The sequence below is a fragment of the uncultured Veillonella sp. genome, from assembly GCF_905209685.1.
GTDB lineage: Bacteria > Bacillota > Negativicutes > Veillonellales > Veillonellaceae > Veillonella.
On the sequence record NZ_CAJLUB010000096.1, the window covers coordinates 1 to 7344 of the forward strand.

Here is a 7344-nt window from a genome sequence, read left to right on the forward strand (position 1 = left end):
AAAAATGTGAACGCTGCTGGATCCACCGCGATACAGTAGGCCAAGATAGCGAACACCCTACACTTTGCCATCGTTGTGCAGAGGTTGTTAAATCCCTATAATTATAGATAGGAAACAAGATAATTTATAGAAACCCTTCTCTAATATTCTTTAGTTCGGTTTGAACTGGGAATGTAGAGAAGGGTTTTTCTATTATAGCTGAGTTTCTAAGTCATATTTATGCTAGTTTACAAAATATTAAGAAAATATATAGAATTATGAATTCATTGTATGCTATCTTTCTCACAAAACTATCTATCATAATTAGTACTTTATTATTTTCCTCATGAAAAATTAATGTGTAAAAATTTACTCATTTCATATTAAACTTAATATCCTAGTTTAAGATGTTTATAGTTAGTTTAGTTATTGTGCTTATATGAGAAGGAGGAAGAGCAATGGTAGCAACTATCGTTAAAGCAATTTTGGCTGCACTTACTGGTTTAGCAAACGCAATCTTGCCTTTATTCAAATAACAATTTCATTCCCCAGAAAAAAGACCACCCAGCTTGCGGGTGGTCTTTTTCTTATGCCTGAAAATAGAAATCAATTTGTAACATAATGATTTAGAGAATCTTTAAGTGTCGTTTAACTATAAGGCCTTATATTGACTATAGAAGCAAGCATACCTATAATGAAGATTAATTGAACATGAAATGAACGTGAAGAACGGGCAGTGTTGTGTGGTTTTATTTCTTATGCAAAACGAGGGGAGCGTATAAGTCATGAGAAGAAATGTATTCATTAAGGCGTTGGTGTTAGGAACTATAGGATGTGTATTTAGTGCTACAGGTTTTGCAGCAGATGTACAAAATGGACATGGCCAAGGTATTGCAGACTCTACTACAGAAGTAAATGGGGCTAAGCATGAAGCGGTTCGTTCTAGTTGGATGGATCGTACAGATATTATAGTCGGTACCCAATCTAAGGTAGGGGCTCAAGTTTCGGTAGAAACATTACAACCCTTAACCCATTATGATGAAAACTCTAAATCAGTTCTATTCGTACAAGGTGGCATCGGTAAAGGCGGACAAGAGGATCAAGCTAGCTATTTCTCTGGTGGCAATGGGGGATATTGGTATCCATACAATCCAGTTACTAAAAAAGGCGAACAACGGTATAGACCTGAAGAACATCATAATACTAAATCATTGGGAACCGTTGCTAATGTCGGATTAGGCTATCGGATTCTCAGTAAACATGAACATGCATATGTAGGTGTTAATACGTTTTATGATCATTCCTTCTCGAAAAAATATAACCGTATTAGCGGTGGCTTGGAATATGTATCTGGCTTTAACGAAGTTCGCGCTAATATCTATAAGGGATTAAATAGTACAAAATCTGAACCTTATAATGTACCTTTATATGAAGGTTATTTTGAATTCTTGTTAGATGGTGGCACTGCAGGTTATACAGTTTACAAGTCTCAAAAAGCATTGTCCGGATATGATGTAAGCTATGCACGCACCTTTAAGAATGCTCGTTGGGCACGTGCTTATGTAGGTGCTTATCATTGGAATGGCTTAGGCGCCACAACACATGGTGAAGGTCCTGCCTTAACTCTTAATGTTGGTAAAAGCCATGGCTGGCAAGCTGGTACTACATTACAACTTACACCACATGTTTCTCTAGATGTAGGGTATACATCAGATAATAACAACTCTAGTGGTGCCTATGGTTTTGTTAAATACACATTAGGTACATCCAAGTTTGCTTGGCATGGTGGTAAGCATAGTGATGATACTATTACCAATGCACGGGCTAGAATGTTAGATAAAGTAGATCGCAGTCCGATGCGAGTAGGTAATACCTATGAAGAATTCTGGATGGTAGTACCTTATGATCACTTATAAAGGCTAGTGGGGAGACAGTAATATATGATAAGCAAGTTAGTATTTAGAGCCATGGTTTTAGGTGCTGTAGCATGTGCGTTTAGTGCTACAGGTTTTGCAGCAGATGTACAAAATGGACATGGCCAAGGTATTACAGATTCTACTACAGAAGTGAATGGGGCTAAGCATGAAGCGGTTCGTTCCAATTGGTTAGATCGAACAGATATTGCCGTAGGTGTTCAAACTGGTGGTACATCTGATTCGCATAAGGGGATGTTCCCTAGTGATTATAATAATAACTTTTACAATACAAAATCAGATTACGGGAATATCACTAAAGCCTATATAGAAACATTACAACCTATTACCCATTATGATGAAAACTCTAAGAGCGTTGTGTTCGTACAAGGTCGTATTGGCCGTGGTGGTGAGAAAATCTCCTCTAAAGAGGTAAGAGGTTATTTCACTCCAGACCTTGTAATGTCACCATTTGGGTTTGATGTTTTTACGGAAATCAATACAGATGAAAAAACATCTGAGTCGTTAGGAACGGTTGGTAGCTTAGGTGTTGGTTATCGTATTCTTAGTAAACATGAACATGCTTATGTAGGTGTTAACGCTTTTGTAGATCGTGCTTTCACAGGAAATTACAATCGTATCAGCGGTGGTGTAGAGTATGTGAATGGACTCAACGAAGTGTATGCTAATGTGTATAGAGGCCTTGGTGATAAGGAGCTCGTAAAAGGCGGTGGCGGTAATCCATATCCTAAACGCTTGTATCCTAATGGCTATCCAGATACATTCCCATACAATACCATTCCTAGTGAAAATTATAATACCTATGTAGGTGGTGGCGTGTTAGATGGATATGAAATAGGGATTGTAAGGTCCTTTAAAAATGCACGTTGGGCTCGTACCTATGTAAATGGGTATCGTTGGAATGGCAATGGATTTAGCCACAAACAAGAATATAATTGGGGTCGTCCAGGTCATTGGTCTGTACCATGGTTTACTGCACGAAATGCTAACCATTATAAAGGCATTAAAATTGGTGCTGAATTACAGTTAACACCACATATATCTTTAGATATTGGGTATAACAATGCCAATAACATGTCGAAAGGGATGTATGGCACTCTTAAATATACATTAGGTACATCTAAATTTGCCTTCTGGGGTGGCAAGCATAGTGATGATACGATTACTACAGCTCGCTCTAAAATGCTAGATAAGGTACGTCGTCAAGACATGATTGTAGAATCCTTTGATGACATTGAATACGATTATTTGGCGCCAATTGATCATCTATAATACCACTGTAGTTTAGATTATAGATATTAAATAAGACATGTAATAATAGGAAAGTAATTTATATGAGCAAGACATTAATGATAAAAGCAATGGTTTTAGGTGCTGTAGCATGTGCATTTAGTGCTACAGGTTTTGCAGCAGATGTACAAAATGGACATGGCCAAGGTATTGCAGATTCTACTACAGAAGTGAATGGGGCTAAGCATGATGCGGTTCGTTCTAACTGGATGGATCGTACAGATATCGTAGTTGGCGTTGGTATGAAAAATTCTGAAGAGTCGAGTAGCCATCACTTCCATAATTTTACGCCTTGGGAAAATCATCCTATTGTGGGGACTTCTGATAAATCCAAATCTACAGAACTCAACAAGTTATACATTGAGACATTACAACCTATAACCCATTACGATGAAAATGCTAAAAGTGTTGTCTTTGTACAAGGTCGTATTGGACGCAGTGGAGAAAAGATATCCTCTAATAAATTAAATAATTATTGGGTTCCAGCTAGACCTGCAGGGACGTTTACGGTATATAATGGGCAAACAGATAAGGAAGAGTCCTTAGGTGTAAATGCTAATGTTGGTGTAGGGTATCGTCGCCTTAGTAAAGGTGAGCATGCTTACGTTGGTGTTAATGCATTCTATGACCATGCATTTAAAAATGGATATAAACGTGTTAGTGGTGGCTTAGAATATGTGGTAGGGCTTAATGAATTCCATGCCAATATTTATAAAAATTTAGGATCTAATGAAAGAAAATATATAGGCCTTCATGGGCGAACTGATACATGGTATGATCCTACAGGATTGTATCCATATGGAATGGATCCTGATCAAAGTCTTTATGATTATGCTAGGGTTGATTATGAAAATCACTGGGCTCTAAGTGAAAATACTGTAGCTAGAGGTTATGATATTGGCTATGCTCGAACATTTAAAAATGCTAGATGGGCTCGTGTCTATGCAGACTATTATAACTGGCGTGGTAGAGAGGCTGTAAAAGTAGGGTATTATAAATTACCTAAACGCGATGCTATTAAAGGCTTTAAAGTGGGGGCAGAATTCCATATTACACCACATCTTACTCTTGATGCGGGTTATAAAACAGCGTCTCATCATTTGAGTGGTCCTTATGCAACTTTGAAATATACAATCGGTACATCTAAGTTTGCTTGGCGTGGTGGTAAACATAGTGAAAGTGCCATTACAACAGCACGCTCTAAGATGCTTGATAAGGTACATCGCAGTGATATGGTTGTACAAGAAACTGTAGAAGAAACTTATGATCATGGCGTTGTCGATGTAGGTTTATAGGGGCTTCCGCATACACTACCCTCATGATTATTTATAATAGTTTAGCTTGTTCATAGGTTATAAAAAAGGAGCTAGTACATTATGTACTAGCTCTTTTTATGTTCTTGGTTATTTCTATTGTAATGCCTTAGGTACGCTGAGTTTTTTCCAGTTGTCTAGCTCAGGGATTTCTAAGGTATTAATCGTTTTTTGAATCCAGTAGTTTAATGATACTTCGTTACCTAAATGTTGTTCAAATAAATAGGTATTACCTGGCGTATCTAGAGGTTTTCCATCTTTGTCTATGGAGTGACGCACGGATTCTTTCAAATAGAGTTGGACTCTAAATGGATTTGCGTGATTACCTCTGAAAATGAAATAAGATGGGCCGATAAAGTCATGGGTACGGACATTAATTTGTTCGTACTTTTTATCTTTTAAGCCTTGTAATGCAGTTTGTATCATCGCGTTAGCATCATCGTATTCTTCAAGTAGAAATGCCTGTTGATCTACATCGAGTACATAATGCCAAGTTGGCTTTTCCTCGTTCGTTTCGATGGACCAGTTATCTCCTAATGCAGGTAATTGGTGCGTATCGTAGAGGTCTTTTAATAGCTGAATGGTATTCTCTTTTTTGAATAGTGCTCGATAGATCATCTCTTGACCTTCTGTAGGGTCATAACCATGTATTCTGACTTGGTACGTATCACGTAGCATACGCTTTACATCTAGCTTAAAAATGTTGCGTAGCTTGTCTGGAACGGATAGGAAATGATTGTAAAAGCTAAGTTTCATTTCGTCTTGTGATGCTAAGGCGTGCTCGATGGTTTGCCAATCATATAAGGTAGTGTCCCATAAGAAGTCATCCATGTTTACAGATAAACGTGCTGCATTTTGAGGCCATTCAGTATGACCAGGACGTACTGTTGTAGTAGACTCTGTAATACCTTCCTTGTAACGCCAATGACCATCGACTTGTTCGAAGGCCGCTAATCGTTCTTCTGCTTCATCATCGATAGGAATACCCTTTAACTCTTCATCTAGATTAGCTTTGTGAGACAGAATGTATTGATGGGATTCTTCGTAATAGGCTACAGCAGTATCTAAATCAGGTTTGCCTGTAACATAGCCTTTTTCATAGGCATAGCCTAAGGCAACGCGCGTTAAAGCTCGTGTAATATCGTAGAAGAGAACGCGGTCTTCCTCTTCTAATGCGCGCTTTTCTTCCTCTAGTACACGTGTTAAGGATTGAACACCAAAGCGTATATTCTTGGTTACACCGAAACCGTGAATGCGCATATAACCAATGTATGGCAAGGAGAACATAAAGCGCTCTTTTGTGGCTGCCATGTGGGTTAAGTCTGCAATGAGGCCCCAGTCTAGCGGTAGGTGACCAATGTGGAAGATATAGCAAAAGGCAGCTTGTAATGCTGCATAGCCGGCATCACTAAAATACTTAGTAGCTGCACGGCGGTAGAGTCCAATTGCTTTTACAGGATCATAAGGAATGACTCTGCGTAGCTCTTTAGTATCATAGAAATGATAGTAGTAATCTGCTAATTCAGCGGTACTTTCAGCTTGACCCAAGGCGGCACCTTTCGTAAACCATGTGAAAGCATCCTCGAATTTTCCGTTTTCATGACAGTCTAGACCGGTGTAGAGCATCATGGTTGGATTACCTAGCTCAGCAGCGGTTAACGCTACGCGGCGCGCATTATTAAAATCGCCTTCGTCGATATAGATATTGCGTAAATTGCCTTGAAACATGGCGAGCCCGTTATCGAGGGCTTTGTTAAACCATTCCTTGGCGAGTTTAGTGGCATTTTCCTGTAATGTTTCGTTGGAAATAGTACCTTGTAAGGCTATAAGGCGTTCCTGTATAGAACCTTTTTGCAGGCTCTGTTGGATGCGTTTCGCCAAACTGAGGCGAGGTGGTGTAATCATATCCCTTGCAAGGTTAATACGGTCGTCATCACGCCAGAAAAAGACATTGCCTATAATGTATTGGCAGAAGGCATCACCTTGCTCCGCGTAGTTGTAGACGATCCGAAACGCATCGTCAAAGGATATTAACATATCCTTTTCAACAGTAGGTGTAATCGTTCCATTGATACGCAATGCTTGTAAGGTGCCAATAGGACTACAACGGCGAATGCTATCGTGCAAGCATTGATAAGTGCGCATGTTGTTTTCAGGGAAGTTTGATTCCTCCCATGTAAATCGTTACGGCAACTACCTCCGGCAAGCCGGCACGTGCAAAAATGCGGTTATATGCTTCGTAGACCTCAGCGTAGTACTCCTCAAGATCCTCCTGCGAAGTATGGAAGGAATATGCGTCCTTCATGGTAAATTCACGAACGCGGATAAGCCCTGCGCGCGGTCTTGCCTCGTCGCGGAACTTCGTCTGAATCTGATATATCATAAACGGGTATTTTGTATATGAATTTGCATACTCGCGAACAAGCTGCACCGACGCCTCCTCATGAGTCATACCGAGGACAAGACGAGCGTTATTACGGTCGGTAAAGCGCATAAGCTCGCTGCCGACGCTCTCATATCTGCCCGATTCGTCCCAAAGGCTTGCGGGAAGCACTACCGGGAATTTAACCTCCTGGCCGCCTACCTTATCCATCTCGTCGCGAAGTATATCCTCGATTTTACGGCATATACGGTTAAGCGGTGTATACTGCGAATAAATACCGTTAGCGACGCCCTTCATATATCCGCCGCGCAGCATCAGCGCATGGCTGTCAATAACGCAGTCGGACGGCTTTTCTTTGAATCTCTCGCCTACGAGCTTATCAAGTTTCATACATAATCCTCCGGTTCAACAAAAAATAAATCCCGAACGAAGCTATAGCTTCATT

The 7344-nt window shown here is 39.9% G+C and carries 6 protein-coding genes; 4 read left to right on the top strand and 2 right to left on the bottom strand.

Translation table 11 applies throughout. The features are described from left to right. The 4 genes from QZ055_RS09435 to QZ055_RS07120 all read left to right on the top strand — a co-directional run. Positions 1-101: zinc finger domain-containing protein (locus tag QZ055_RS09435; RefSeq protein WP_363178892.1), on the top strand; the 101-nt coding region annotated here is incomplete at its 5' end. 663 nt (positions 102-764) lie between these two features. Next, positions 765-1895 carry an inverse autotransporter beta domain-containing protein gene (locus QZ055_RS07110; RefSeq protein WP_295825606.1) on the top strand — a complete coding sequence of 377 codons (1131 nt, stop codon included), beginning with the start codon at positions 765-767 and terminating at the stop codon, positions 1893-1895. A gap of 24 nt (positions 1896-1919) precedes the next feature. Next, positions 1920-3185 carry an inverse autotransporter beta domain-containing protein gene (locus QZ055_RS07115; RefSeq protein ID WP_295825608.1) on the top strand — a complete coding sequence of 422 codons (1266 nt, stop codon included), beginning with the start codon at positions 1920-1922 and terminating at the stop codon, positions 3183-3185. A gap of 62 nt (positions 3186-3247) precedes the next feature. Beyond that, positions 3248-4498: an inverse autotransporter beta domain-containing protein gene (locus tag QZ055_RS07120; protein WP_295804558.1), complete on the top strand. Its 1251-nt coding sequence runs from the start codon at positions 3248-3250 to the stop codon at positions 4496-4498. Between the two features lie 114 nt (positions 4499-4612). On the opposite strand, the gene QZ055_RS07125 is transcribed toward QZ055_RS07120, so the two are convergent. After that, entirely contained in the window at positions 4613-6661 is a 2049-nt protein-coding gene (locus QZ055_RS07125; RefSeq protein WP_295825610.1) for a tetratricopeptide repeat protein, read from the bottom strand. A 7-nt stretch (positions 6662-6668) separates the two neighbouring features. Continuing rightward, positions 6669-7289: an aminoacyl--tRNA ligase-related protein gene (locus QZ055_RS07130; RefSeq protein ID WP_295825614.1), complete on the bottom strand. Its 621-nt coding sequence runs from the start codon at positions 7287-7289 to the stop codon at positions 6669-6671. Positions 7290-7344 lie beyond the last annotated feature (55 nt).

Coding starts and splice junctions, on each gene's coding strand:
- QZ055_RS07110 (WP_295825606.1), top strand. CDS start 765: ATGAGAAGAAATGTATTCATTAAGGCGTTGGTGTTAGGAACTATAGGA.
- QZ055_RS07115 (WP_295825608.1), top strand. CDS start 1,920: ATGATAAGCAAGTTAGTATTTAGAGCCATGGTTTTAGGTGCTGTAGCA.
- QZ055_RS07120 (WP_295804558.1), top strand. CDS start 3,248: ATGAGCAAGACATTAATGATAAAAGCAATGGTTTTAGGTGCTGTAGCA.
- QZ055_RS07125 (WP_295825610.1), bottom strand. CDS start 6,661: ATGCGCACTTATCAATGCTTGCACGATAGCATTCGCCGTTGTAGTCCT.
- QZ055_RS07130 (WP_295825614.1), bottom strand. CDS start 7,289: ATGAAACTTGATAAGCTCGTAGGCGAGAGATTCAAAGAAAAGCCGTCC.